This is a genomic window from Parasphingorhabdus sp. NYA22 (genome assembly GCF_976973735.1).
Window position 1 is genome coordinate 2,077,114 of the sequence record NZ_OZ333477.1, and the last position, 24,917, is coordinate 2,102,030.

General features: G+C 56.9%; 21 protein-coding genes. 20 read left to right on the forward strand and 1 reads right to left on the reverse strand.

The window, feature by feature from the left end:
• Positions 1-10 precede the first annotated feature (10 nt).
• The 15 genes from gor (at position 11) to ACWFTY_RS10105 (ending at position 18,825) form a co-directional block, all read left to right on the forward strand.
• Positions 11-1,360, forward strand: coding sequence for a glutathione-disulfide reductase (gene gor / locus ACWFTY_RS10035; protein ID WP_447524087.1), 1,350 nt, complete (start codon positions 11-13; stop codon positions 1,358-1,360).
• A 128-nt stretch (positions 1,361-1,488) separates the two neighbouring features.
• Positions 1,489-3,015, forward strand: coding sequence for an acyl-CoA carboxylase subunit beta (locus ACWFTY_RS10040; RefSeq protein ID WP_447524088.1), 1,527 nt, complete (start codon positions 1,489-1,491; stop codon positions 3,013-3,015).
• A 55-nt stretch (positions 3,016-3,070) separates the two neighbouring features.
• Positions 3,071-4,012, forward strand: a complete 942-nt coding sequence (locus ACWFTY_RS10045; protein ID WP_447524089.1) for a DUF808 domain-containing protein — start codon at positions 3,071-3,073, stop codon at positions 4,010-4,012.
• Positions 4,012-4,446, forward strand: a complete 435-nt coding sequence (gene mce, locus ACWFTY_RS10050) for a methylmalonyl-CoA epimerase (RefSeq protein ID WP_339824389.1) — start codon at positions 4,012-4,014, stop codon at positions 4,444-4,446. The genes ACWFTY_RS10045 and mce overlap by 1 nt, the downstream gene beginning before the upstream one ends.
• Before the next feature lie 88 nt (positions 4,447-4,534).
• Positions 4,535-5,317: an enoyl-CoA hydratase-related protein gene (locus ACWFTY_RS10055; protein WP_447524090.1), complete on the forward strand. Its 783-nt coding sequence runs from the start codon at positions 4,535-4,537 to the stop codon at positions 5,315-5,317.
• 51 nt (positions 5,318-5,368) lie between these two features.
• Positions 5,369-7,516 carry a methylmalonyl-CoA mutase gene (gene scpA, locus ACWFTY_RS10060; protein ID WP_447524091.1) on the forward strand — a complete coding sequence of 716 codons (2,148 nt, stop codon included), beginning with the start codon at positions 5,369-5,371 and terminating at the stop codon, positions 7,514-7,516.
• Positions 7,513-8,616, forward strand: a complete 1,104-nt coding sequence (gene bioB, locus ACWFTY_RS10065; RefSeq protein ID WP_447524092.1) for a biotin synthase BioB — start codon at positions 7,513-7,515, stop codon at positions 8,614-8,616. The genes scpA and bioB overlap by 4 nt, the downstream gene beginning before the upstream one ends.
• The gene (locus tag ACWFTY_RS10070; protein WP_447524093.1) at positions 8,613-8,864 is read left to right on the forward strand and encodes a hypothetical protein; all 252 of its coding nucleotides are present in this window, start codon (positions 8,613-8,615) and stop codon (positions 8,862-8,864) included. Before bioB ends, ACWFTY_RS10070 begins: the two co-directional genes overlap by 4 nt.
• Positions 8,864-10,834, forward strand: coding sequence for an acetyl-CoA carboxylase biotin carboxylase subunit (locus ACWFTY_RS10075; RefSeq protein WP_447524094.1), 1,971 nt, complete (start codon positions 8,864-8,866; stop codon positions 10,832-10,834). Before ACWFTY_RS10070 ends, ACWFTY_RS10075 begins: the two co-directional genes overlap by 1 nt.
• Before the next feature lie 26 nt (positions 10,835-10,860).
• Positions 10,861-12,498 (forward strand): MFS transporter, encoded by a 1,638-nt coding sequence (locus ACWFTY_RS10080; protein WP_447524095.1) that lies wholly within the window; start codon positions 10,861-10,863, stop codon positions 12,496-12,498.
• Positions 12,499-12,517: 19 nt separating this feature from the next.
• Positions 12,518-13,573 carry an alanine racemase gene (alr, locus tag ACWFTY_RS10085; RefSeq protein ID WP_447524096.1) on the forward strand — a complete coding sequence of 352 codons (1,056 nt, stop codon included), beginning with the start codon at positions 12,518-12,520 and terminating at the stop codon, positions 13,571-13,573.
• 178 nt (positions 13,574-13,751) lie between these two features.
• Complete coding sequence (gene phaR, locus ACWFTY_RS10090; protein ID WP_447524097.1) at positions 13,752-14,369, forward strand: polyhydroxyalkanoate synthesis repressor PhaR; 618 nt, start codon at positions 13,752-13,754, stop codon at positions 14,367-14,369.
• Between the two features lie 33 nt (positions 14,370-14,402).
• Positions 14,403-15,938 carry a proline--tRNA ligase gene (gene proS / locus ACWFTY_RS10095; protein ID WP_447524098.1) on the forward strand — a complete coding sequence of 512 codons (1,536 nt, stop codon included), beginning with the start codon at positions 14,403-14,405 and terminating at the stop codon, positions 15,936-15,938.
• Positions 15,938-18,229, forward strand: a complete 2,292-nt coding sequence (rnr, locus tag ACWFTY_RS10100; protein WP_447524099.1) for a ribonuclease R — start codon at positions 15,938-15,940, stop codon at positions 18,227-18,229. The genes proS and rnr overlap by 1 nt, the downstream gene beginning before the upstream one ends.
• Before the next feature lie 71 nt (positions 18,230-18,300).
• Positions 18,301-18,825: a peroxiredoxin-like family protein gene (locus ACWFTY_RS10105; RefSeq protein ID WP_447524100.1), complete on the forward strand. Its 525-nt coding sequence runs from the start codon at positions 18,301-18,303 to the stop codon at positions 18,823-18,825.
• Between the two features lie 2 nt (positions 18,826-18,827).
• On the opposite strand, the gene ACWFTY_RS10110 is transcribed toward ACWFTY_RS10105, so the two are convergent.
• Positions 18,828-19,283, reverse strand: coding sequence for a universal stress protein (locus ACWFTY_RS10110; protein WP_447524101.1), 456 nt, complete (start codon positions 19,281-19,283; stop codon positions 18,828-18,830).
• 136 nt (positions 19,284-19,419) lie between these two features.
• On the opposite strand from ACWFTY_RS10110, the gene ACWFTY_RS10115 reads away from it, so the two are divergent.
• The 5 genes from ACWFTY_RS10115 (at position 19,420) to ACWFTY_RS10135 (ending at position 24,915) form a co-directional block, all read left to right on the forward strand.
• On the forward strand, positions 19,420-20,751 hold the full coding sequence (locus ACWFTY_RS10115; protein WP_447524102.1) for a pyruvate dehydrogenase complex dihydrolipoamide acetyltransferase: 1,332 nt from the start codon (positions 19,420-19,422) through the stop codon (positions 20,749-20,751).
• A complete protein-coding gene (locus tag ACWFTY_RS10120; protein ID WP_447524103.1) occupies positions 20,748-21,131 on the forward strand; it encodes an acyl-CoA thioesterase in 384 nt (127 codons plus the stop codon). Before ACWFTY_RS10115 ends, ACWFTY_RS10120 begins: the two co-directional genes overlap by 4 nt.
• A 21-nt stretch (positions 21,132-21,152) precedes the next feature.
• Positions 21,153-22,565: a dihydrolipoyl dehydrogenase gene (gene lpdA / locus ACWFTY_RS10125; protein ID WP_447524104.1), complete on the forward strand. Its 1,413-nt coding sequence runs from the start codon at positions 21,153-21,155 to the stop codon at positions 22,563-22,565.
• A 607-nt stretch (positions 22,566-23,172) separates the two neighbouring features.
• Entirely contained in the window at positions 23,173-24,087 is a 915-nt protein-coding gene (locus ACWFTY_RS10130; RefSeq protein ID WP_447524105.1) for an aminotransferase class IV, read from the forward strand.
• A 93-nt stretch (positions 24,088-24,180) separates the two neighbouring features.
• Positions 24,181-24,915 (forward strand): sulfotransferase-like domain-containing protein, encoded by a 735-nt coding sequence (locus ACWFTY_RS10135; protein ID WP_447524106.1) that lies wholly within the window; start codon positions 24,181-24,183, stop codon positions 24,913-24,915.
• Positions 24,916-24,917 lie beyond the last annotated feature (2 nt).

The following is a 24,917-nucleotide window of genomic DNA, read 5'->3' on the forward strand; positions in this document are numbered from 1 at the left end:
GGAATTATAGATGGCTGAATATGATTATGACCTGTTCGTTATCGGGGCAGGTTCCGGCGGAACACGGGCCGCGCGCGTCTCTGCGTCTTACGGTGCAAAAGTTGCGGTAGCCGAGGAATATCGGGTCGGAGGAACCTGTGTAATCCGCGGCTGTGTTCCCAAGAAGCTGCTGGTTTACGGCTCCCATTTCTCGGAAGAATTGGAAGACGGCAAGAATTTCGGCTGGACCTGGGACAATGCCAAATTCGACTGGACCAGATTACGCGACCATGTTCTCAAGGACGTCGACCGGCTGAACAATGCCTATACCGATACGTTGAAAAACCACGGGGTTGAGATCATTCTCGAGCGTGCCGAACTGACCGGACCGCATGAGATCAAGCTGGCTAGTGGAAAGACTGTGACGGCCAAATATATCCTGATTGCGGTCGGGGCCTGGCCTGCCGTGGCTGATTTTCCGGGTAGTGATCTTATGTCGACTTCGAACGACATGTTCCATCTGGAGAAACTGCCTGAGAATATCATCATCGCTGGCGGCGGCTATATCGCCAATGAATTTGCCGGCATATTCAACGGCTTGGGTAGTGATGTTACGGTGGTCAACCGATCCGACATCATATTGCGCGGCTATGACGAAAGCGTGCGCGACCGGCTGATCCAGATCTCGCTCGCCAAGGGCATTGATTTCAAATTCAACTGTGCATTCGACAGAATCGAGAAGCGGGATGATGGCGCTCTCGACGTGTATATGGATGGCAAAAGAAATCCGGTTCGTGCCGATGTTGTGCTCGCAGCGACCGGAAGACGACCAAAAGTTGACGGTTTGGGGCTGGAAAATGCCGGCGTTGCCACCAACGACAAAAATGCCATCATTGTCGACGACTATAGCCAGACCAATGTCGATAATATCTATGCCGTTGGAGATGTCACGGACCGCGTGCAACTGACCCCGATTGCGATCCGCGAAGGGCAGGCGTTTGCCGATACCGTGTTCGGCGATAACCCGCGCACGGTTGACTATGAAAATATTCCCTCGGCGGTATTCTCCCAGCCACCGATTGCCTCGGTCGGCCTGACCGAGAGCGAAGCGCGCGAACAATATGGCAATATCAAAGTCTATTCGTCGGATTTCCGCGCGATGCGCAATGTCTTTGCCGACCGGGCGGAGCGGAGCCTCTACAAGATGATCGTCGAGCATCCGACCGAGAAGATTCTCGGCCTGCACATGATCGGTCCCGATGCGCCGGAAATTTTGCAGGCGGCGGCGATCGCTGTGAAAGCGGGCCTGACCAAACAGGCATTTGACGATACGGTGGCCTTGCATCCGAGCATGGCTGAGGAGTTGGTCCTGTTCAAATAGATAACGTTACGGCAACCGTAGCGAAAAGGTCAGGTTTAATCGCGCGATTAATTACTATTGACGATTGCCTAACCGGCTGTGCATTGGCTAGGGCCTACCGCACCAAGTGATTCACAGCCGGGGGTTTAATGTCAGACATTATCGCACAATTGGAAGCCAAGCGCGCCGAAGCCATGCTCGGTGGCGGGCAAAAACGGATTGATAGCCAGCATGCCAAGGGCAAGCTGACCGCGCGGGAACGGCTCGAGATATTGCTCGATGACGGTTCGTTTGAAGAAATCGATATGTATGTCGAACATAATTGCGTCGATTTCGGCATGGACGAGCAGCATATTCCCGGCGACGGTGTCGTTACCGGTTCCGGTACGATCAACGGTCGTCTGGTCTTTGTCTTCTCGCAGGATTTCACGGTCTTCGGTGGTTCGCTATCCGAACGCCATGCCGAAAAAATCTGCAAGGTGCTCGAGAACGCCATGAAGGTCGGTGCGCCGGTCATCGGCATCAACGACAGCGGCGGGGCCCGCATTCAGGAAGGTGTGGCATCGCTTGGCGGCTATGCCGATGTGTTCCAGAAAAATGTTCTCGCCAGTGGCGTTATTCCGCAACTCAGCCTGATCATGGGGCCTTGCGCTGGCGGCGCGGTCTATTCACCGGCGATGACCGACTTCATCTTCATGGTGAAGGACAGCAGCTATATGTTCGTCACCGGCCCCGATGTGGTCAAGACCGTGACCAACGAAATCGTGACGCAGGAAGAATTGGGCGGGGCGGTAACCCACACGACCAAGACCAGCGTTGCCGATGTTGCCTATGAAAATGACATTGAAGCACTGCTGGCAGCGCGTGATTTCATCGACTTCATGCCCTTGTCCAACCGCGAAGAAGTGCCCGAGCGCCCGACCGCTGATCCGTGGGATCGTCTGGAAGAAAGCCTCGACACGCTAATCCCTGACAATGCCAATCAGCCTTATGATATGCACGAAGTCATCCGCAAGATGGTCGACGAAGGCGATTTCTTTGAAGTGCAGCCAGCCCATGCCGGCAATATCATCTGCGGCTTTGGCCGGATGGAAGGCTCCACCGTCGGTGTGGTCGCCAACCAGCCAATGGTTCTGGCCGGTTGCCTAGATATCAATGCTTCCAAGAAAGCGGCGCGCTTTGTCCGCTATTGCGATGCATTCAATATTCCGATCGTGACTCTGGTTGACGTTCCCGGCTTCCTGCCCGGCACAAGCCAAGAGCATAACGGCATTATCAAGCACGGCGCAAAACTGCTCTTTGCCTATGCCGAAGCGACGGTGCCGAAAATCACTATTATTACCCGCAAGGCCTATGGCGGCGCTTATGACGTGATGGCTTCCAAGCATCTGCGCGGCGATCTCAACTATGCCTGGCCGACCGCCGAAATCGCCGTGATGGGCGCGAAGGGCGCGGTCGAGATCATCTTCCGCGGGAAGACGCCGGAAGAAATCGCCGAGCGTACGGCGGAATATGAAGCGCGTTTTGCCAACCCGTTCATCGCGGCGCAGAAGGGCTTTATCGACGAGGTGATCCTGCCGCATTCGACCCGGCGTCGGGTGGCTCTGGGGTTACGGAAACTGCGGAACAAGCAGCTCGAGAACCCGTGGAAGAAGCATGATAATATTCCGTTGTGATGCGCTTGCAGATTTTTCGATCGATGCATCGCTGCCCTGCAGTGTTGGATAGATTATGCCAACAGGCCTAGTAGCCCTCCTCGACGACGTCGCAGCCATTGCGAAAGTCGCTGCTGCATCGATTGACGATATCGGTGTCGCCGCAACGCGTGCCGGCACGAAATCCGCTGGCGTGGTGATCGACGATGCGGCGGTTACGCCGACTTATGTCACCGGTTTCGATCCGTCGCGCGAATTGCCGATGATCTGGAAAATCACCAAGGGATCGTTCAAGAACAAGCTGGTGTTTTTGTTACCCGCAGCGGTCCTTTTGGGACAATTTGCACCATTTTTGATACCGGTCATCCTCATTTTCGGCGGTTTTTTCCTCTGTTATGAAGCCGCCGAAAAAGTGCTTGAATTCTTCCATGTCGACGAGTCCACCAAACATGAGCAACCCGCAATCGTCGAGGGTCCAGGCCGCGAGCAGGACATGGTCTCGGGCGCAATCCGCACCGACCTCATCCTGTCCGGCGAGATCATGGCCATCGCCTTGTCCGAGTTGACCAATCAGATCTGGTGGGAACAGGCGATCATATTGGCGATCATCGGCATCGTGATCACCGTCGCCGTATATGGCGCGGTCGCGCTGATTGTGAAGATGGATGACATCGGGCTGCATATCGCGCAGAATAATGAGGGTGCGTTGCGCTCCTTTGGCTGCGGTCTGGTCCGCTTGATGCCGAAGCTGCTCGCCGCCTTGTCGATCATCGGCACGCTGGCCATGGCCTGGGTCGGTGGCGGCTTGCTGGTGCACAATATCGCAGCCATTGGCTGGCATGGCCCCGAACATCTGATCGATATCATTTCGCATCCCCTGGTCGGCCTGTTCCCGGCCTCGGCGAAGATGATGGTCGGCGGCATCGCCTTTGCCCTCTTGTCGGGCATTTTGGGCGTTCTCGTTGGCGCGGGCATCGCGCCGCTGGTACATAAATTCTTTCCGCACGGAGAAGCATAATGAAATTGGGTCGTCTCAATCATATCGGCGTAGTCACGCCATCCATTACCGACAGCATCGCGCATTGGCGCGATGTCATGGGCGCGACATCGATTTGCGAACCGTTCGATCTGCCAGCGCAAGGCGTGAAGGTCTGTTTCGTCGATACGCCAGCGGAAGGCCCTACCAACGGGACCCAGATCGAACTGATCGAACCGCTTGGTGAAGACAGCCCGATATATGGCTTTCTTACCAAAAACCCGCTCGGCGGGCAGCATCATATCTGTTTCGAGGTGCCTGATATTCACGCCGCCAAGGCGGAATTCGAAGCGATGGGCAAGCGCGTGCTCGGCGAACCGCGCATCGGCGCGCACGGCACGCTTATCTTTTTTGTGCATCCCAAGGATATGGGCGGGATGCTAACCGAGATTATGGAAACGCCCAAAGGGCATTAAACTTACAATCGTCATCCTGAACTTATTTCAGGACCCCGCGAGATCCTGAAACAAGTTCAGGATGACGAAATATTCAAAAGGACCGCACATGGAATTCGAAAATATCAAGCTCGACATCACCGATCAGGTGGCCACCATCACGCTCAACAAGCCGGAGCGGCTCAACGCCTGTTCGCTGGGCATGGCGGACGATATCTTCATTGCGCTCGACAAGCTGGACGATGCGCGCGCTTTGGTGATTACCGGTGAAGGCCGTGCCTTCTGCGCCGGCGCCGATTTGCAGGCGAAGAACGACAGCGCCTTGTCGGGCGGGCAGGGCAGCTATGCTGCGCTCAATCAGCATTATAACCCGTTGATGCTGAAACTGGCGAAGCTCAACATCCCGACGATCACCGCGGTCAACGGACCGGCTGCAGGTGTCGGTTGTTCGATTGCGCTGGCGAGCGACTTCGCGATCGCCGGGAAGTCGGCCTATTTTCTGCAGGCCTTCGTCAATATCGGCCTTGTGCCCGATGGCGGCGCATCGTGGATGCTGACCCGTATTGTCGGCAAGGCGCGGGCGACGGAAATGATGCTGCTCGGCGAGAAGATCCATGGCGAGAAGGCTGCGGACTGGGGACTGATCTATAAATGCGTGGAAGATGCTGCGCTGATGGATGAAGCGGGTATGCTGGCAAAACGCTTGGCGGGTGGCCCGACCGTGGCTCTCGGCGTGATGCGCCAGAATCTGGCAGCTGCGCTCGAAAGCGATTATGCTTCGGCGCTGGTTCGCGAAGCCGAAGGACAGCGGATTGCCGGCGACAGCAAGGACGCGCGCGAAGGCGCGATTGCCTTTCTGCAGAAGCGGCCAACAGAATTTAAGGGTGAATAGACCGCTCACCGTTAACGGCTGATACGGACGAATATTACAAGCAAGGCAGATATGACCGATAAACCGACGATCAAAGACTGGCAGGAACTGGCCAATAAGGAAGTGAAGGGCCGCGACCTCACTTGGGAAACGCCCGAGGGTATTGCGGTCAAACCGCTTTACACTGCGGAAGATGCCAGCGGAAAAGGGATCGACCCCGGACTGCCCGGTTTCGGTCCGTTCACCCGCGGCGTCAAGGCCAGCATGTATGCCGGCCGGCCGTGGACGATCCGCCAATATGCCGGATTTTCGACGGCCGAGGAATCCAACGCTTTCTACCGTCGCAATCTCGCCGCGGGGCAGAAAGGTCTTTCGGTAGCCTTCGATCTCGCGACCCATCGCGGTTATGACAGCGATCATCCGCGGGTGGTTGGTGATGTCGGCAAGGCTGGTGTGGCAATTGACAGTGTCGAGGATATGAAAATCCTGTTCGACCAGATCCCGCTCGACGAAATGTCTGTGTCGATGACGATGAACGGCGCGGTCATTCCGTGCCTCGCTTTCTATATCATTGCAGCAGAAGAGCAGGGGGTTTCGCAGGAGAAATTATCCGGCACGATCCAGAATGACATTCTCAAAGAGTTCATGGTCCGCAACACCTATATCTATCCGCCGGCGCCGTCGATGCGGATCATTTCCGACATCATCGGCTACACGTCGGAACATATGCCGAAGTTTAACAGCATCTCGATCAGCGGCTATCATATGCACGAAGCCGGTGCGACAGCGGTGCAGGAACTGGCTTTCACCATTGCCGATGGCCGCGAATATGCCAAGCAGGCGATGGCGACCGGGCTTGATATCGATGCTTTTGCAGGACGTTTGAGCTTCTTCTTCGGAATCGGCATGAACTTTTTCATGGAGGTTTCGAAACTCCGCGCCGCGCGAACTTTGTGGCACCGCGTGATGACCGATCTGGGCGCGCAATCCGAACGATCCAAAATGCTGCGGACCCATTGTCAGACTTCTGGTGTTTCGCTGACCGAGCAGGATCCGTATAACAACGTCATCCGTACGACGATCGAGGCGATGGCCGCGACCTTGGGCGGGACCCAGTCGCTGCATACAAACGCGCTCGACGAAGCCATTGCTCTGCCGACAGATTTCTCCGCTCGCATTGCCCGCAACACCCAGATCGTGTTGCAGGAAGAGGCCGGGATTACCAAGGTCGTCGATCCGCTCGGTGGCAGCTATTATGTCGAGGCGCTGACCGACGAACTGGTCGAGAAGGCCTGGGAGATTATCGAACGGGTCGATGCCGAGGGCGGCATGGCCAAAGCGGTGGCCGATGGCTGGCCCAAGGCGATGATCGAGGAAGCCGCTGCCGGCCGTCAGGCCGCTGTCGACAAGGGCGATGCCGTCATCGTCGGGGTAAACAAATATCGCCTGGCCGAAGAAGACGCGATGGAAACGCTGGACATCGACAACGCGATGGTTCGCGACGGCCAGATCAAGCGGCTCGAGAAAATGCGGGCCGATCGCGACGAAGCAGCCTGTCAGGCGGCGCTCAAGGCGCTGACCGAGGGTGCGAAGGGTGGCGGCAATGTGCTGGCGCTCGCGGTTGACGCGGCGCGCAAGCGGGCGTCGCTCGGCGAGATATCCGATGCCATGGAAGCAGTCTTCGGCCGCTATGAAACCAAACCGACACCGGTCAAAGGCATTTATGGCAAAGCCTATGAAGGCGATGCCCGCTATGCGATGGTCATTGAGGGCGTCGATGCCGTGTCGCAGCGCCTTGGCCGCAAGCCCAAGATATTGGTCGCGAAAATGGGGCAGGACGGGCATGATCGTGGCGCCAATGTTGTATCGAGCGCGTTCACCGACATGGGGTTCGACGTGATTTCCGGGCCCTTGTTCCAGACACCGGGCGAGACCCGCGATCTGGCTCTGTCCGAAAATGTCGACGCGGTTGGCGCGTCGAGCCTTGCCGCCGGTCACAAGACGCTGATCCCCGAATTGATCGACCTGCTGAAAGAAGCCGGACGCGGCGATATCAAGATTTTTGCCGGTGGCGTTATCCCGGCCAAGGATTATGAATTTCTGCGCAAAAGCGGCGTGGTCGGAATCTATGGACCGGGCAGCAATATTGTGGAATGTGCAGCCGATATATTGAGATTGCTGGGTCATAATATGCCCCCCGAAGAGGAAGCTGCGGAATGAGTTTAGACGAAAATATCAGTGCACCTGCGCAGGCAGGTGCCCATCTCCCGCCATCGCGTCCGGACGAGCAGGTCCGAGATGGGTCCCTGCCTTCGCAGGGACACGAAGTCCGCAACGACTGGACCCGCGAGGAAATCGCCGCGCTGTTCGATCTGCCGTTCGACGAACTGGTTTTTCAGGCAGCAACGGTCCACCGCGCCAATCACAAGGCCGGCGAGGTGCAACTCTCGACCCTGCTGTCGATCAAGACCGGCGGCTGCCCCGAAGATTGCGGCTATTGCAACCAGTCCGCTGGCGCAAAATCCGGTCTGAAAGCGGAAAAGCTGCTCGACGTCCGCACCGTGCTGCAAACCGCGGCGCAGGCGAAGGACCGCGGTTCCTCACGCTTCTGCATGGGCGCAGCATGGCGTAACCCCAAGAATCGCGACATGCCGGCGATCATCGAGATGATCAAAGGCGTCCGGCAGATGGGTATGGAAACCTGCATGACTTTGGGCATGCTGACCAAGGAACAGTCCGAAATGCTTTCCGAAGCGGGCCTCGATTATTATAATCATAATATCGATACCTCGCCGGAACATTACGAGAAGGTGATCACCACACGCACCTTCGGCGACCGGCTCGAAACGCTCGAGAATGTCAGGAATAGCGGCATCAACGTCTGTTCCGGAGGCATCGTCGGCATGGGCGAGACCCGCGAAGACCGGGTCGGCTTTGTCCATGCTCTGGCGACCTTGCCGCGGCATCCGGAAAGCGTTCCGGTAAACGCGCTGGTTCCGGTCAAGGGCACCGTGCTCGGCGATATGCTGGCCGATACGCCGCTGGCGAAGATCGACGATATCGAATTTGTCCGCACGATCGCCGTGGCGCGGATCACGATGCCCGCATCGATGGTGCGCCTGTCCGCTGGCCGCGAAAGCATGTCGGAAAGCACGCAGGCTTTGTGTTTCCTCGCCGGCGCCAACAGCATCTTCACCGGCGACAAATTGCTGACCACCGGCAATGCCGGCGATGATGCGGACGAGACATTATTTGCAAAACTGGGGCTGGTTCCGATGGAAGCGGAGCAGCGGGATGTTGAGTTAGAGGCGGCTGAGTGAGTTTCACTGAACAACCGAGACTGACCGTAGCCCAAAAGCTCGGTTGCTTCATCTATTGCTTATTTGCGATGCTAGTTGGTGCTGTCGGACTTTTCTTTGCGGCTCTCGGTGATTGTGCACCTGGCCCAGACGAAACCGGTTGTGAAAATGACGGCCTAGCCAAGTTTGTTGCGTTTCCTGGCCTGCAGATCCTATTATTTATTGGAGGCGTTCTGCTCGTGCGCCACATGACGAAAGACAAGACTTAATGTTTAAAAAAATCCTGATCGCCAACCGTGGCGAAATCGCCTGCCGCGTTATTCGTACCGCCCAGAAAATGGGTATCAAGACGGTTGCTGTTTATTCCGATGCCGATGCGCGCTCGCCGCATGTCAAAATGGCGGATGAAGCCGTGCATATCGGCCCGTCGCCTGCCGGCGAATCCTATCTGATCGCGGACAAGATTATCGCGGCCTGCAAGGAAACCGGCGCGGAAGCGGTCCATCCGGGCTATGGTTTCCTGTCGGAACGGACCAGCTTTGCGCAACAACTCGATGACAATGACATCGCCTTCATCGGCCCGCCAATCAATGCCATTGCGGCAATGGGCGACAAGATTGAATCGAAGAAACTGGCCGAGAAGGCAGGGGTCAGCGTTGTTCCCGGCCATATTGGCGAGATTGACGACACCGAACATGCGGTCAGAATCGCCGGTGAAATCGGCTATCCGGTGATGATGAAAGCCAGCGCCGGCGGCGGCGGCAAGGGCATGCGGCTTGCGTGGAACGAGAAAGACGTCCGCGAAGGCTTTGAAGCGACCAAGCGCGAAGGTCTTGCCAGCTTTGGCGATGACCGCGTCTTTATCGAGAAATTCATCGAACAGCCGCGCCATATCGAAATCCAGGTGCTCGGCGACAAGCATGGCAATGTGATTTATCTCGGCGAACGCGAATGTTCGATCCAGCGGCGTCACCAGAAGGTCGTCGAGGAAGCGCCATCGCCTTTCGTCGATCCCGAAATGCGCAAGAAGATGGGCGAGCAGGCCGTCGCGCTGTCACAGGCCGTGGGCTATTATAGCGCCGGTACGGTCGAGCTGATCGTCGGTGCGGACAAGAGCTTCTATTTCCTCGAAATGAACACCCGGCTTCAGGTCGAACATCCGGTCACCGAATATATCACCGGTCTCGATCTGGTCGAACAGATGATCCGCGTCGCTTATGGCGAGAAATTGCCGCTGACGCAGGACGAGGTCAAGCTAACAGGCTGGGCAGTCGAAAACCGTGTCTATGCAGAAGATCCCTATCGCGGCTTCCTGCCCTCCACCGGTCGTCTGGTCAAATATCGTCCGCCCGAAGCCGAAGAAGGCATTCGCGTTGACGATGGCGTGGCCGAAGGCGGCGAGGTTTCGATCTTCTATGATCCGATGATCGCCAAGCTGATCACTTATGGGGAAACCCGCATCGAGGCGATCGACCGCCAGATCGACGCGCTCGACCGTTTCGAGCTGGTCGGCCCCGGCCATAATATCGATTTCCTGTCGGCGCTTATGCAGCACGAGCGGTTCCGCGAAGGCAATATCACCACCAATTTTATCGCCGAGGAATATCCCGACGGTTTCCAGGGCGCTCCGGCGTCTGACGAGTTGCTGGCCAATCTCGCTGCCATCGGAGCTTTCGCTGCGACAGCCCATGCCGACCGCGCCCGCCGGGTCGATAATCAGCTTGGCAAGCGGCTTGACCCGCCATCGGAGTGGCAGGTGAAGATCGGCGACAAGGTCATGGACGTCTCGATTTCCGAAGAGGAAATTTCGGTCGATGGCGCGGCCGTCGACCTGTCCATGGAATATACGCCTGGCGACAGCCTGATCCTCGCAGAGATTGACGGCAAGCCACTGTCGGTAAAGATCGCCAAAACCGCCAGCGGTTTTGCGCTCAACAGCCACGGCGCGACCCACAAAGCGCGGATATTGCCCGCCCATGTTGCGCAGCATGCTGTGCACATGATCGAGAAAATTCCACCCGATCTGTCCAAGTTCCTGCTCTGCCCGATGCCAGGCCTGCTGGTTGCCCTGCATGTCGAGGTCGGCGAGGCAGTGGTAGAAGGTCAGCCTTTGGCGGTTGTCGAGGCAATGAAAATGGAGAATATCCTGCGCGCCGAAAAAAATGGCGTGGTGAAATCGGTCGAAGCCGCTCAAGGAGATAGTCTAGCGGTCGACGCCGTGATACTCGAACTGGAATAGAATAAACGCCTTGGGAGGGGTAAAATATGGCCAGTGAAGTTGCAATGGCGGGGCAACGCCAACCGACGACCAAGGAAATTCGTCTGGTTATCGCGGCGTCCTCAGCCGGCACCATTTTCGAATGGTATGACTTCTTCATCTACGGCACATTATTCTACATTATCGGGCCGACCTTTTTCCCCAGCGGCAATCCGACGCTTGAAATATTGATGGTATGGGCGACCTTTGCCATCGGCTTCGGCTTTCGCCCGGTCGGTGCCATTCTTTTCGGTTTTCTGGGCGACAAACTGGGGCGCAAATATACGTTCCTTGTCACGGTTACCCTGATGGGCATTGCGACTGCAGGCGTCGGGCTTATTCCCAGCGCGGAGACGATCGGGCTGGCGGCTCCGCTGATCGTGATCTTCCTGCGGATATTGCAGGGGCTTGCGCTCGGCGGTGAATATGGCGGCGCAGCAATTTATGTTGCGGAACATGCGCCAAGGGAAAAGCGCGGCTATTACACAAGCTATATCCAGGCGAGCGTTGCTGGCGGGTTCGTTCTGTCGATCGGTGTCATACTGGCCTGCCGCTTCCTGATCCCCGAACAGGAATTCAACGACTGGGGCTGGCGGGTACCGTTTCTGCTGTCGATCATCCTGCTCGCAATCTCGCTCTGGATGCGGTTGAAGCTCAATGAAAGTCCGGTCTTCCAGGCGATGAAAGAGGCTGGCGAAACTGCGGGTAATCCGTTTGTCGAAAGTTTCACCTATCCCGGAAACAAGAAGCGCATCTTCGTGGCTCTTTTCGGCATTACCGGCATATTGACGACCATCTGGTACACCGCATTTTTCTCCGGCATGTCGTTCCTGCGGGGACCAATGAATATGGAGGCGCGGACCGTCGACATCATATTATTCGTCTCCGGCCTGATCGCCATGTCATTCTATCTTGTTGTCGGCAAATGGTCGGACAGGGTCGGACGCAAAAAGCCGATCATCGTCGGCGCGCTGCTCTCGCTGCTATTATTATTTCCGGCATTTTGGGCATTGGGCCATTTTGCCAACCCCGGATTGACCGAGGCAGCGGCGGCGAATCCGGTGCGCGTCGAGGGGAGTGCGTGCAGCACCGATCCTTTTGCCGAACTGTTCAGTCGCGAGCAGAGCGATTGCGGCAAAATTCTCGAAACCCTGACCTCTGCCGGCGTCTCCTACACGCTTGTCGACGCCAGTGAACTGAGCCTGAGCGCGGGTAGCAATGCGATCGCCATTGATCCTGCACGGCTGGAAGATGGTGCTGCCCGCAGCAGCGGTGTCCGCGATGCTCTGACCAATTACGGTTATGACTTTTCCAAACAGCAACCGGGCATGATCAGCATATTGGGGATTGTCGCGATTTTGCTGGTCCTGGGTGGCTTGAGCGCCTTGACCTACGGATCGGTGGCAGCTTTGCTGTCTGAAATGTTTCCAGCAAAAATCCGCTACAGTTCGATGTCGATACCCTATCATATCGGGGCGGGCTATCTGGGTGGCTTCCTGCCGCTAATAGCCGGATATATTGTCGCGCGATCCGGTGATATCTATGCCGGGCTCTGGTACACATGGGGCGTCGTCGCATTCGGAGTCATCGTCGCATGGTGGGGTATTCCTGGCGACCCCGAAGCGGCTCTCGACGAAGACCGATAAAGGCACTATCGCTCGGTCGATGACTGACGCAAAACCGATCATACCACCGACCGCGACTGTAAGGCTCGATTCCGATGCGCTGGTTTCAAACTGGCGCGCGCTTGACCAAATGTCGGGGCAGGCGAAAGCAGGAGCCGCGGTAAAAGCCAATGCCTATGGTCTCGGCGTGCGCGATGTTGTGCAAAGGCTGATGGCGGCGGGCTGCACGGATTATTTTGTCGCCAATTGGCAGGAAGCCGGCGAGATCGAAGATCTGACCGCTGGCAGAGCAGGGGTGTCCGTGCTCAATGGCGTCCGAGAGGCAGATTTGCCTTTTGCCCTCCAGTCTCCGGCCAAACCGGTGCTCAACAGTCTGGAGCAAGTGCAGCGCTGGAAGACGTCGGGCAGGCCATGCGACATCATGATCAACAGCGGGATGAACCGGCTCGGCATCAATCTGGAAGATCTCAATGCCAGTCTTGTCGCAGGGATGGCGATCGATATGGTAATGAGCCATCTTGCCTCCGCCGATGAAGACGTTCCGCAGAACGCGGCGCAGCTCGAACAGTTTAATGCTGCGCTCGGAATCGTTCCGGCCAAGCGGAAAAGTTTGGCCAACAGTGCAGGCATAGCGCTGGGTAGCGAATTTCATTTCGATGTCACGCGCCCCGGCCTGTCGCTCTATGGCGGTGTTCAACGCCCTGCCTTGGAAGACCTCATCAGACAGGTGGCGTTCCCTCGGGCAGAAATCATCCAGGTTCGCTCGCTCCGTGCGGGCGACAAGCTCGGCTATAACGCGCAATATGTTGCAGCCGAACCCCACAAGGTCGGTATATTGGCGATGGGCTATGCCGACGGGTATTTACGGGGATTTTCGAACAGCGGTATGTTCATGCACGGGGACATTGTGCTTCCGGTGCTGGGCCGTGTCTCGATGGACCTGATCGCAATCGATCTATCAGACGAACCGAATCTGAAAGAGGGCGATTGGGTTGATTGCGAATATGATCTTGGGATCGCCTCCGGGCAATCGGGACTGTCGCAATATGAGCTGATTACGGGTCTTGGCAATCGACTGGCGAGAGAGTGGACATAACGCTCTTATAAAAACCCACTAACGCAGTTGCACAAAATAAAAATGGTGCGCAAAAATGCTGCATAACAACAGAAGTTGCGGCAATGCACAAATAGGTTTAGTGCTTGTGCAACAATTAATATTTGATGGTTAGAAGACCTGAAACACTTTCAACAATTCTAACCCATCGGGAGCTGATATGGCCAAGTCCAAGAACATTAATCCAGGTGATCCGATAACGATTAAGAAATACGCCAATCGCCGTCTCTACAACACCCAGACGTCGAGCTATATCACGCTCGATTTTCTCGCCGAGATGACCCGCAACGATCAGGATTTTGTCGTAGTCGATGCCAAGACCGGTGAAGATATCACCCATAATGTGCTGACCCAGATCATCGTCGATGAGGAAAGCAGCGGCAAGCAGATGCTGCCGGTGAAATTCCTGCGCCAGTTGATCTCGATGTATGGCAATAGCATGCAGTCGCTGATGCCTTCCTATCTCGAAGCGTCGATGGACAATTTTCGCAAAAACCAGAAGCAGTTTCAGGAGGCTGTCGAAGGCGCGCTCAACAAAAATCCATTGGGCCAGATGGCGGTGAAGAACCAGAAGCAGTTTCAGGAAGCGGTCGAAAATGCCCTGAAGGCAAGTCCGCTGGCGGGTGTCTTTGAAAAAGCGCTGAGCCTCGGCCAGAATGACAATGCGCAGGCGGACGAGCCATCGGAAGATACGGCATCGGAAAAAGACGCCGAGATCGTAGCGCTGAAAAAACAGCTGGCCGATATCCAGTCCAAGATAGACAAGCTCGATAGCTGATTACCGGAACATAATAATCCGCAGGAAAACCAAGTGAAGAAAAATGCCCTTTCAATCAGCCGCGAACAAGATTTTTCGGCCTGGTACCAACAAGTAATTACCGAAGCCGACCTCGCCGAAGAATCCGGTGTGCGCGGCAGCATGATCATGCGGCCCTGGGGCTATGGCATCTGGGAACGGGTGCAATTTCTGATGGATCAGCGGATCAAGGCTAGCGGCCATGAAAACTGCTATTTCCCGCTCTTCATTCCACTCAGCTATTTTGCCAAAGAGGCCGAGCATGTTGACGGTTTTGCCAAGGAAATGGCGGTCGTTACGCATCATCGTCTGAAGAAGGGCGAAGATGGCGGCTTGATAGTTGATCCGGATGCCAAGCTGGAAGAGCCGCTTGTGGTGCGGCCAACATCCGAAACGGTCATCGGCACCGCCTTTGCCCGCTGGGTACAAAGCTGGCGCGATCTTCCGGTTATGATCAACCAGTGGGCGAATGTCGTGCGCTGGGAAATGCGCACGAGAATGTTTCTGCGGACCACCGAATTTCTCTGGCAGGAAGGCCATACGGCGCATGCTTCCAAAGCCGAGGCGATGGAAGAAACGCTCAAAATTCTCGAAATGTACCGCGAATTTTCGGAAGATGTATTGGCGATGCCGGTTGTCGCCGGAGAGAAGCCGGAGAACGAACGGTTCCCGGGTGCCGATGCGACTTACTCGATCGAAGCGATGATGCAGGACGGCAAGGCTTTGCAGGCCGGAACCAGTCACTTTCTCGGCCAGACGTTCAGCAAGGCGCAGAATATCCGCTTTCAGGACAAGGACGGCGAATTCCAGTTTGCCTATACCACCAGCTGGGGCGTTTCGACCCGTCTGATCGGCGGCGTCATTATGACCCATGGTGACGATGACGGATTGCGCGTGCCACCACTGATTGCGCCCTATCAGGTGGTGATCGTGCCGATGCTGCGTGACAAGCCGGAAGATGAAGAGGTCCTGGATTATTGCAAGGCGCTGGCGAAGGAAATCGCCCAGCTGAGAGCCTTTGACGAACCGGTCCGGGTGAAGCTGGATATCAGCGGCGCCAAAACCCAGACCAAACGTTGGTCCTGGATCAAGAAGGGCGCGCCGATCATTCTCGAAATCGGGCCGCGCGACATGGCAGAAGGCAAGGTCGCGATGATCCGTCGCGATGCACTCTATCAGGACAGCGGCAAGCTGGACACCAAGTTTCTCGCCAAGGAGGATTTCATCCCTGAAATCCCTGCGCTATTGTCCGAGATCCAGTCCGCATTGCACACCGAAGCGAAAGACCGTCTCGATAGCAACGTCAAGAAGGGCGTTGAATATTGGTCGGATGTCGAACGTTTCTATGCAGCGAAAAAGAAACATCCGGGATGGCTGGAAGTGCAATGGTGCAAGGCGACCGGCGAAGAACTGGAAGCGATCGAAGAGCGGCTCAAAAAACTGAAGCTGACCTTCCGCAACGTACCGGTTGATTCTGAAGCCGCAGATGGCAAATGTATCTTTACCGGCAAACCGGCGGTCGAGCGCATAATCATAGGTAAAGCTTATTAATGGCAGGTCCCAAAAAATCTCACAAACCGAAACAGGTTCCTTCTCGCCAGCAGATACTGGATTTTATCGAGCAATCGGAGCGGCCTGCAGGACGGCGAGAGATATCAAAAGCCTTTGGATTGCGCGGGCCGGACAAGATCGCGCTCAAGGCTTTGCTCAAGGACATGACCAAGGAAGGGCTGCTCGAAGGCGAACTGGGGCGGGCTTTGCATAAGGTGGGCGGCGTTCCGAAAGTCACCGTGCTCAAGATCGTCGAGATTGACGGCAATGAAGCGATAGGTATGCCCGAGCGCTGGGAAGAAGGAAGCGGCCCCGCACCGAAGCTACGGATCAAGGAAAAAGGCCGCCGCGCCGCGCTGGCAATCGGTGATCGCATCCTCGCGCGGACCGAAGAACGCGGGCAGGGGCATATTGCCTTTCTGATGAAGAAACTGGCCCAGAGCAACGAAATGCTTCTGGGTGTCGTCGAGAAGGACGAACGCGACCGTTACTGGTTAAAGCCGGTGGATCGCAAGATCCGGCGCAGCACACCGATTATCGAATTGGGCGAGGCAAAGCCGGGCAATCTGGTGCTGGCCGAACCGCTAAAGCGCGGCTCCGAGGTCAAAGCGCGGGTGAAGGAAATATTGGGCGATCCGTTCGCACCCAAGTCATTCAGCCTGATTGCTATCCACAAATTTGAAATCCCGCTGCACTTTCCCGATGCGGTGAAAGAGGAAGCCGAGCAGGCGACCAAGCTGGAAGTGTCGACAGAGAAACGCGAAGATTTGCGGCATCTGCCAATTGTCGCGATTGATCCGGCCGATGCCCGCGATCATGATGACGCAATCTGGGCCGAGCCAGATGACAATCCGGATAACAAGGGCGGCTTCAAGGCACTGATCGCCATCGCCGACGTCTCTTATTATGTCCGTTCGGGCAGCAAGCTCGACAAGGAAGCCTATAAGCGCGGCAACAGCGTCTATTTCCCGGACCGGGTTGTGCCGATGCTGCCGGAAGCTTTGTCGACCGATGTCTGTTCGCTGAAACAGGGTGTCGAACGGGCGGCTCTGGTCTGTCACGTTACGATCAATGCAAAAGGACAGGTCATCGGTTCCCGTTTCACGCGGGCGATTGTCAAACTGGCCGGCAATATTGCCTATGAAGATGCGCAGGCGGCGATGGACGGAAAGCTCGATCATCCGCTGAAAAGCAGCGCGCTCGAACCTCTATGGGCTTGCTGGAAATTACTCGCCAAGGCGCGTGACGAACGCGAACCGCTCAATCTCGATCTGCCAGAAAAGCGGGTGGTTCTGGACGATCAAGGTAAGATTGTAGAAATTGCGATCCGCGAGCGTCTCGACGCGCACCGTGTGGTCGAGGATTATATGATCGTCGCCAATGTTGCGGCGGCAAAGATGCTGGAATCGAAAAAATCTCCGGTCATCTATCGTGTTCACGAAACACCGTCCCGCGAGAAGCTGATTGCGCTGAAGGACTATCTCAAAAGCTTCGATATGAGCTTTGCGATGGGCCAGGTGATCAAGCCGGCGGTTTTTAACAACCTGATCGAGCAAGTCGACGACGAATTGCTGCTGCCTCTGGTCATGGAGCAGATATTGCGCAGCCAGACCCAGGCTTATTACGGCCATACCAATATGGGCCATTTCGGCCTGTCACTGGGAAGCTATGCCCATTTCACCAGCCCGATCCGGCGCTATGCCGATCTGATCGTGCACCGCGCGCTGGTCAGCGCTTGCAAGCTGGAGCAGCCGGCTCCGGAAAACAGCGCCATTCCGGAATTTTCCGGACTGAGCAAGGAAGAAGCGGGCCGTCTCGAACTGATCTCGGAAAAAATCTCCAAGCTGGAGCGCCGGGCGATGAAAGCGGAATGGGAAACCATCGACCGCTATATCTCGGCGCATCTGGCGGACCGGGTCGGCGAAGTCGTCAAATGCCGGATTACCGGTGTGCAGAACTTCGGCTTTTTCGCGACCGTGGAAGAGCTGGGCGGCGATGGCCTTGTCCCTGTGCGCACGCTTGGTGCCGAACGCTTTGATTATGACGAGTCGAAACAGCAGCTCACGGGTTCGGATAGCGGCGTCACTTATAATGTCGGCCAGAAAATCGAGCTGCGTCTGATCGAGGCCAACGCCGCGACCGGCAGCCTGCTGTTCGAACTGGCCGAGGGCGCCAATCATATGCCCGGCCGTCCGGCGCCGTTTCGCGCTGGCAAGAAGCCCCATCGCAAGGGCAAGCCCGGCCGTCCCGCCAATATTCGCGGAAACAAGGGCAAGGTCCGGAAGAAGTAATAGTTTGTTGTAACAACGCAACCATATGGCCTGAACAGGGGTTACCTTAGCAATGGAAAAGGAGTCCTCCCATGCCTAATATTATGCCAACCCGAGCCGTTCCCGATTTCACCGTCCCGCTTATCGATGGCGGCCAGTTTCAGCTGAGCCAGCGGCTCGGCGACAATTTTACATTGTTATTGTTCTATCGCGGTGTGCATTGCCCGATCTGCAAGATGCAGGTCCGCGAATTGCAGCGCAAGCTGGGCGATTTCGCCGAGCGCGGTGTCACCGTTGTGGCGATCAGCATGGATAGCAAGGAACGGGCGCAAAAGTCGGTCGACGAATGGGGCGTTGACGAGCTTTTGCTCGGCTACGGACTCAGCGAAGACCTGGCCCGCGATCTTGATCTCTATATCTCGTCGGGTCGTCCGGGAAGCGAAGAGCCGTCAATATTTTCCGAACCGGGGATGCTGCTGGTCAAGCCTGACCAGACACTCTATTTTACCAGCATCCAGAGCATGCCATTCACCCGGCCTCCGTTTGACGAGCTGCTCAAGGGCATAGATTATGCGCTGGAGAATGACTATCCCGCGCGCGGCGAACTGGCAAAATAGCGCTAGCTCAGCCGGTCAATTTCTTCCTTGGTCAACGATCCGGGAACAACCATCACCGGGCAGGGCAGCGTCCCTGCCTCGGTCGCGGCAAAATGGCTGACCAGCGGGCCGGGCGCTCCGGTTGCCGCCGCTCCCAGTACGAGAGCCGCCAGGCCGTCGACTTCGTCCATCATTTGCCGGACGACCTTGGGTCCCTTGCCCTGCTTGACCGTGATCGAAGGCCGGATGCCGGTTTCCTCGAACAAACTGCCCGCCGCACTTGATACCAGCGCCTCGGCCCGACTTTTCGATTCTTCCTCGAGCGTCGCCTGGACGCCGCCCCAGGCCACAAAGCCCTCGCTTTCGACCAGCGCCAAAATGTGCAGGGCGCTATTGGTCTTCATCGCACGGCGCGAGGCAAAGCGCAGCGCCAGGCTTGCCTCATCGGTCTCGTCGATCACCACCAGATATGTACGCATGAAGCCTCCTCGCCCTGTCAGAATTACCTGTTGCGATAAAAATGGCCACAAGGCAAGCGAGCGCCCTTGACGCCATGGGCGCAATGTTGGACAGCTTTAGGCGAAAACAGGACTTATTCAGGAAAGATCATCGGCCATGCCCATCAATCTCCAAATGCCTGCGCTCTCCCCGACAATGGAAGAAGGGACTCTTGCCAAATGGCTGGTGAAGGAAGGCGATAGTGTCTCATCCGGCGATTTGCTGGCAGAAATTGAAACCGACAAGGCGACGATGGAATTCGAAGCAATCGATGAGGGCGTGATTGCCAAAATCCTTGTCGCCGAGGGTACCGAAAATGTGAAGGTTGGCGAAGTCATCGCGGTAATAGCCGAAGAAGGCGAAGATGTCGGCGATGCGACAGCAGCGCCAGCGCCGAAAGCAAAAGCCGCAGCAGAGCCGGCCGCCAGGGCGGAAGAACCCGCTCCGGTGCCTGCGCCAGCCCCCAAAGCAACCCCCGCTCCGGCGCCTGCTCCCGCGCCCAAAGCCGCACCGAATGGCGACGAAGACCGCCTGAAAGTCAGTCCGCTTGCGCGACGTCTGGCCGAACAGAAAGGTGTCGATCTGACCGCTGTGTCGGGCTCCGGTCCCAACGGACGGATTATCAAGGCCGATATTGACGCAGCGGAAGGCGGCACCCTTCGACAAGCTCAGGGCGAACGGCCCCAAGAAAAATCGGTTGGTGCCGAGCCTGTCGAAGCACCGGCCAAGCAGAAAGCTGCCCCGGTCAGTGACTTTGACATCCCGCACACGGCCGAAAAACTCTCCGGCATGCGCAAGACCATCGCCCGCCGCCTGACCGAAGCCAAGCAGACGATCCCGCATTACCGGGTCAGTATCGATGTCAATATCGACAAGCTGCTGAAATTGCGCGGCGAGCTCAACGCTTCGCTCGAAGCGCGGGGCGTCAAGCTGTCGGTCAACGATCTGCTGATCAAGGCGCAGGCGGTCGCGCTGATGCAGGCGCCGGACAGCAATGTCAGCTACACCGAAGAAAATCTGATCCGTTATCAGCGCGCCGATATTGCTGTGGCGGTAAGCATCAAGGGTGGCCTGATTACGCCAATCGTCACCAGTGCCGATACCAAGTCGCTCAGCGCCATCGCCACCGAGATGAAAGATCTCGCCGAGCGCGCCAAGGCCGGCAAGCTGAAGATGCATGAATATCAGGGCGGCACGGCGAGCCTTTCGAACATGGGTATGTTCGGGGTCACGACATTTGATGCGGTTATAAATCCTCCGCAGGCGATGATCCTGGCGATCAGCGCTGGTATCAAGAAACCGGTGGTGATCGATGACAGCGTCCAGATCGCCACGATCATGACCGCTACCGGCAGCTTTGATCACCGCGCGATTGATGGTGCGACAGGTGCGGCCTTCATGAAGGCGTTCAAGGAAACCGTGGAAAATCCACTGGGAATGCTCGCTTGACTGACCTGACCAAAAAAGTCCCGGCTATCCGCACCATTGTCATGCCGACCGAAGGCAATCCTTATGGCGTGGCGTTCGGTGGCTGGCTGATGGGACAGATGGCCCAGGCCGGAGGCGCGCTCGCGGCGCAGCACAGCAAGCACCAGTCGGTTGTGGTGGGCGCGAATGACGTCCGTTTCGGGCATCCGGTGGGCATCGGCGACGAGCTGTCGGTCTATGCCGAATTCTCCAAAATCGGACGCAGCTCGATGACCGTTCAAGTCGAAGCTTTCCGTCGTGACCGGCACGAGGATGAAATGACCAAAGCTGCGTCGGGCGTCTACACATTTGTGGCGGTGGACGGAGACGGCAAGCCGGTGCAGGTCCCCGCACTAGACTAGAGATTATCGAAAAGGAATAACATGGCAAACGGATATGACCTCATTGTTCTCGGTTCCGGCCCCGGCGGCTATGTCGCCGCGATCCGCGCTGCGCAACTGGGCCTCAAGACGGCGATTGTCGAACGGGAAAATCTCGGCGGCATCTGTCTCAACTGGGGTTGTATCCCGACCAAGGCTTTGCTCCGCTCCGCCGAAGTGTTTCACAATATGAAACATGCGGCCGATTATGGTCTGGCTGCCGAGAAGATCAGCGCCGATCTCGACGCCATCGTCAAACGCTCGCGCGGCGTGGCGAAGCAGCTTAATCAGGGCGTCACCGGCCTGATGAAGAAAAACAAGATCGACGTTGTCATGGGCGATGGCACGATCACCGCGCCTGGCAAGCTGACCGTGAAGACCGACAAGGGCGAAGAAGAACTCTCCGCAAAGAATATCATCATCGCCACCGGCGCCCGCGCCCGCGATCTGCCTTTTGCCAAGGCCGACGGCAAGCGCATCTGGACCTATCGCCACGCGATGACGCCCAGCGAAACGCCGACTAAATTGCTGGTCATCGGCTCCGGCGCGATCGGCATCGAATTTGCCAGCTTCTACAATGATATCGGCGTCGATGTGACAGTCGTCGAAATGCTTGACCGGATCGTTCCGGTGGAAGACGAGGAAATCTCGAAATTCCTCGAGAAGTCATTGAAAAAGCAGGGCATGACGATCATGACCGGCGCCGGCGTGAAGAGCATCGAAACCGGCGATAAAGGCGTCAAGGCGGAGATCGAGGACAGCAAGGGCAAGAAAGAGACGCACGATTTCAGCCATGTCATCGTCGCCGTTGGCATCATGCCCAATATCGAGACCATCGGCCTGGACCAACTCGGCGTCCAGCCGGACGAACGCTATCATATTAAGACCGATGACCATTGCCGGACCAATATCGACGGCATCTACGCGATCGGTGATTGCACCGCGGGACCGTGGCTCGCGCACAAGGCGAGCCATGAAGGCGTCATTGCGGCAGAGACCATTGCCCAGTCGATGGGCAAGGACGGTCATCCGCATGTCATGGACGTGAACAATATCCCGGGCTGCACCTATTGCCACCCGCAGATCGCCAGCGTCGGCCTGACCGAAGCCAAGGCGAAAGAAGCGGGTCATGACGTCAAGGTTGGAAAATTCCCCTTCATCGGCAATGGCAAGGCGATCGCACTGGGTGAAACCGAGGGCTTCATCAAGACCGTGTTTGACGCCAAGACGGGTGAATTGCTCGGTGCCCATATGATCGGCGCGGAAGTGACCGAACTGATCCAGGGCTATACGATCGGCAAGACTCTGGAGACCACCGAAGCGGAACTGATCAACACGGTCTTCCCGCATCCGACGCTCAGTGAAATGATGCACGAGAGCGTGCTCGATGCCTACGACCGCGTCTTGCATATGTAATGTGCTCCTGCGGAGGGGCAGTAGCCCATTGCTGCGATAGGCACATGCAAGAGATGGCCCAATGCCTGCGCAGGGGAGCAGGCGATATTCTTTGTATGCCAAGAATTTCTAGCCGTTCCCTGCCGTAGGGCAGGGCCCAGGACAGTCCTGCCCGATCGTCTGGACCCAGCCCTGCGCCGGGGAACAAGCTGGAGAGGCACTGCTTTCCTCGCCCGTGAGGGAGAGGGATGTGCAGGCTTGGCAGCTTGCTGCCTAGCCGAAGCTGGGTGAGGGCGTACTTAGCTTCGGGGTTCAGTACGCCCTCATCCAACTGCGCCTAGCTTCGTTCCTCAGCAAGGCTCCTTATCCTTCTCCCTCACGGGAGAAGGAAAAACGAGGCAAAGTCTTCAAGGGCAAACTCCTGATGATTGTTCCCCACCGCAGGACACGAATCTCTTTCCTACACGCCGCCATTTGCGCTAGCCTGAAGGCCATGAATCACACTGTTTCCAGACCAGCTAGACCCGTAAAAATGCTCATTTTCCGCGGCAGTCCGTTTCTTTTCTTTAACACTGTAAAGTTCGTAAAGTTCACCAGGCTTTTTCACTAAATCAGAAGGTTGTATAAAATGGCCAAAGGCACGCATGACTTTACCGCCGATCCGCGGAACGAGAATATTTTGATCAACGTTAACGGCGTGATGACACCGCGCGCCGAGGCAGTGGTTTCGGTTTTTGACAGCGGCTTCATGCTCGGCGACGGTGTCTGGGAAGGGCTGCGGGTGCACAAGGGCAAGATCGCTTTTCTCGACGCTCATCTCGATCGATTGTTCGAAGGATCAAAGGCGATTGTCATGGACATCGGTATCTCGCGCGAAACATTGGTCGAGCGGCTTTACGAGACGATCGGCGGCAATGACATGGCGGATCAGGAAGGCGTCCACATCCGTCTGATGGTGACGCGCGGCATCCGTTCAACGCCTTATCAGGATCCTCGCGTGGTGATCTCGCCGGCGACGATCGTTATCATCCCGGAATATAAGGAAGCGTTGCCGAGCACGGTCGAGAATGGCATCCGTCTGTTCACCGTCCATGTCCGGCGTGGCGACCCGGCGGTGCAGGACCAGAAGCTCAATTCGCACAGCAAGCTCAACTGTATCACTGCCTGTATCCAGGCCACCCAGGCCGGTGCGGACGAGGCCCTGATGCTCGACCCTCAAGGCTTTGTTGCAACCTGCAACAGCACCCATTTCTTCATCGTGCGCAAGGGGGAGGTCTGGACGTCGAGCGGCGACTATTGTCTCGGCGGGATAACCCGGGCCAATGTCATCAGGATCTGCCGCGAGAACGACATTCCGGTTTTCGAGAAGAATTTCTCGCTCACCGATGTTTACGGCGCGGACGAGGCCTTTGTCACCGGAACTTTTGCCGGGGTTGTGCCGGCCACCGAAGTCGATGGACGGATCTTGACCGAGGGCAGGGGACCGATGGTCGAGCGGCTGCAGGGGCTGTACAAGAAATTGATAGACCGTGATGTTGCCTAGGTCCGTCATCGCGAGCGCAGCGAAGCAATCCAGAGCGTCGCTTGGGCCACTGGATTGCTTCGCTGCGCTCCTCGCAAAGACGAAAGCACGGTTATGAATGAATCAACCCGCGTCGCCATGTGGTCCGGCCCGCGCAATATCTCGACCGCGATGATGCGAAGCTTCGGCGGGCGCAGCGATTGCGCGGTCAGCGACGAACCTTTTTATGGCGCTTTCCTGAAAACCTCCGGTCAACGCCAACCGATGGCGGATGAAATCATCGCCTCGATGGATTGTGACTGGCAATCGGTGACGGACAGCATGCGGGGCCCGGTCCCGGGCGGCAAGCCGCTCTGGTACCAGAAGCATATGCCGCACCATATGGTCGCCGATGTGTCCATTGCCGACTTCCCCGACCATCGCCACGCCTTCCTGATCCGTGATCCTGAACGCGTGGTGGCGAGTTACGCCGTCAAACGGGTCGAGGTGGCAGCCGATGATCTCGGCTACGCGCGGCAGCTGGAATATGCCGATCGGGTTGCCCAAATGACCGGCAAGGCTCCGGTTGTGCTGGATAGCGCTGACATATTACGCGATCCTGAAGCGCATTTAGGCGCCTTGTGCGCTGCGCTGGATATCCCGTGGGACGCGGGCATGCTCTCTTGGCAATCAGGTCAGCGCGATACCGATGGCATCTGGGCCAGCCACTGGTATGGCCGTGTCGTCGAGACAACAGGATTTGGAGAGGCGGAAAGCGCCATTATAAAACTGGAGAAAAGCAGGCAGGCGATCGCGGACCAGTGCCGCGACGCCTATGCACAACTTTCGGAAATGCGGATCAGGCTATAGCG